1 protein-coding gene and 1 pseudogene are annotated in these 1517 nt (G+C 40.6%); both read right to left on the reverse strand.

Features of this window, described 5'->3' with window-relative positions; all coding sequences use genetic code 11:
* Window positions 1-134 precede the first annotated feature (134 nt).
* Window positions 135-254: pseudogene (locus tag O9323_RS01745) on the reverse strand (DUF362 domain-containing protein); the annotation flags it as partial.
* A 15-nt stretch (window positions 255-269) separates the two neighbouring features.
* Complete coding sequence (gene dusA / locus O9323_RS01750; RefSeq protein ID WP_002776797.1) at window positions 270-1256, reverse strand: tRNA dihydrouridine(20/20a) synthase DusA; 987 nt, start codon at window positions 1254-1256, stop codon at window positions 270-272.
* Window positions 1257-1517 lie beyond the last annotated feature (261 nt).

Consider the following 1517-nt stretch of genomic DNA (forward strand, 5'->3'; position numbering starts at 1 on the left):
CGATTGTCTATCTTTTGGTATTAATCTATTTGTGCCTTAAGTCCTTTCCTGTATGAATTTCAGCTACTTTTGAGCGTAGTTGCTCTCATCGAATTTTATTTTAAGTTAATTATTTGCATAACAATTCCCGAAGAGCCTAAATTAGGTTTAATTAAAATACGTTTAGCTGTGATAGCTGCCGGGGGAGGTTGATAAACAAAATCCGCCATAGCTGAATTTTTTACCCCGGCAGTAATTGAGGATTGGGTAATCATAGAAAAGAAAATAAATTAATGGGAATTGGCCAGATCATTTAGGGAGTTTACCTGCTGTAAAGCTTGCCAGATTACCCCAGAATCGGCCCCAGGAAAATGGCTATTTTCACTAATATAACGCTTCCAGGCCTTAGTTCCGGGCTGACCGGCAAAAAGCTGTAAAAGATGTTTGCTGATCTGGTGTAATTTATAACCTTTACTCACCCATTCATCGATGTAGGGAAGCATTTTTTTGATTACTTCTTCCCGGGTAGGAGGAGTAGCCGATTCCCCATAAAAATCTCGATCGACTGTGGCAAATAAATAGGGATTATCGTAGGCTGCCCGACCGATCATGACCGCATCTACTAATTGTAAATGTTGTCTAGCCTGTTCTAAATTAATGATACCGCCATTAATCTCAATAAACAAATGGGGAAACTGATTTTTTAGGCGATAAACATCATCGTAACGTAAGGGGGGGACGGTGCGATTTTCCTTGGGACTTAATCCCTGTAACCAAGCTTTCCGCGCATGGATGGTAAAACGTTGACAACCCGCATCTGCGACAATACGGACAAAATTCGCCATATTTTCGTAACTATCCTGATCATCAATGCCAATTCTCTGTTTTACAGTCACGGGAATCGATACAGCTTGATTCATTGCCGATATTCCCCTCGCAACTAATTCCGGGTTAGCCATCAAACAAGCACCGAAATTGCCCTCTTTTACCCTAGAACTAGGACAACCCACATTGAGATTTACCTCGTCATAACCCATATCTTCGGCTATTTTAGCACATTCTGCCAAAAGATAGGGATTATCACCCCCTAACTGCAAAGCTAGAGGTTTTTCTGCTAGGGAGAACCCCAGCAACTTATAGCGATCGCCGTGTTTAATCGCCATCGTCGTGATCATTTCCGTGTAGAGAAGGGGACGACGGCTAATTTGTCGCAAAAAATAGCGAAAATGGCGATCGGTATAATCCATCATCGGCGCCACACTTAAAATACTGCCCATCTTTCCCTTGATTTTTTCGCTGATCGGGACATTCTCTGGGGAAACCCAGAGAATAACCAGTCTTCCTGCCAAGATATTTTAAAGCTTTTTGGTAAGTTGACTATCTAATATTACTGGTTAAGTAAGTAGTCATGCAAAATTAATTACCCAAATAAAAAATTAAGAAGTATAATACATAAAAAAACGAAGCAGCAGGAAAATACAATGAGATTGATTAGAGACCTAAACCCCGAGAGCCAGAAAATGCTAGAGAGAATTTAT

The organism is Microcystis sp. LE19-131.1A, assembly GCF_027532015.1.
GTDB lineage: Bacteria > Cyanobacteriota > Cyanobacteriia > Cyanobacteriales > Microcystaceae > Microcystis > Microcystis ichthyoblabe_A.

Excerpts from the sequence above, each read along its gene's own strand:
- dusA (WP_002776797.1), bottom strand. The coding sequence starts at position 1,256 with ATGGGCAGTATTTTAAGTGTGGCGCCGATGATGGATTATACCGATCGC.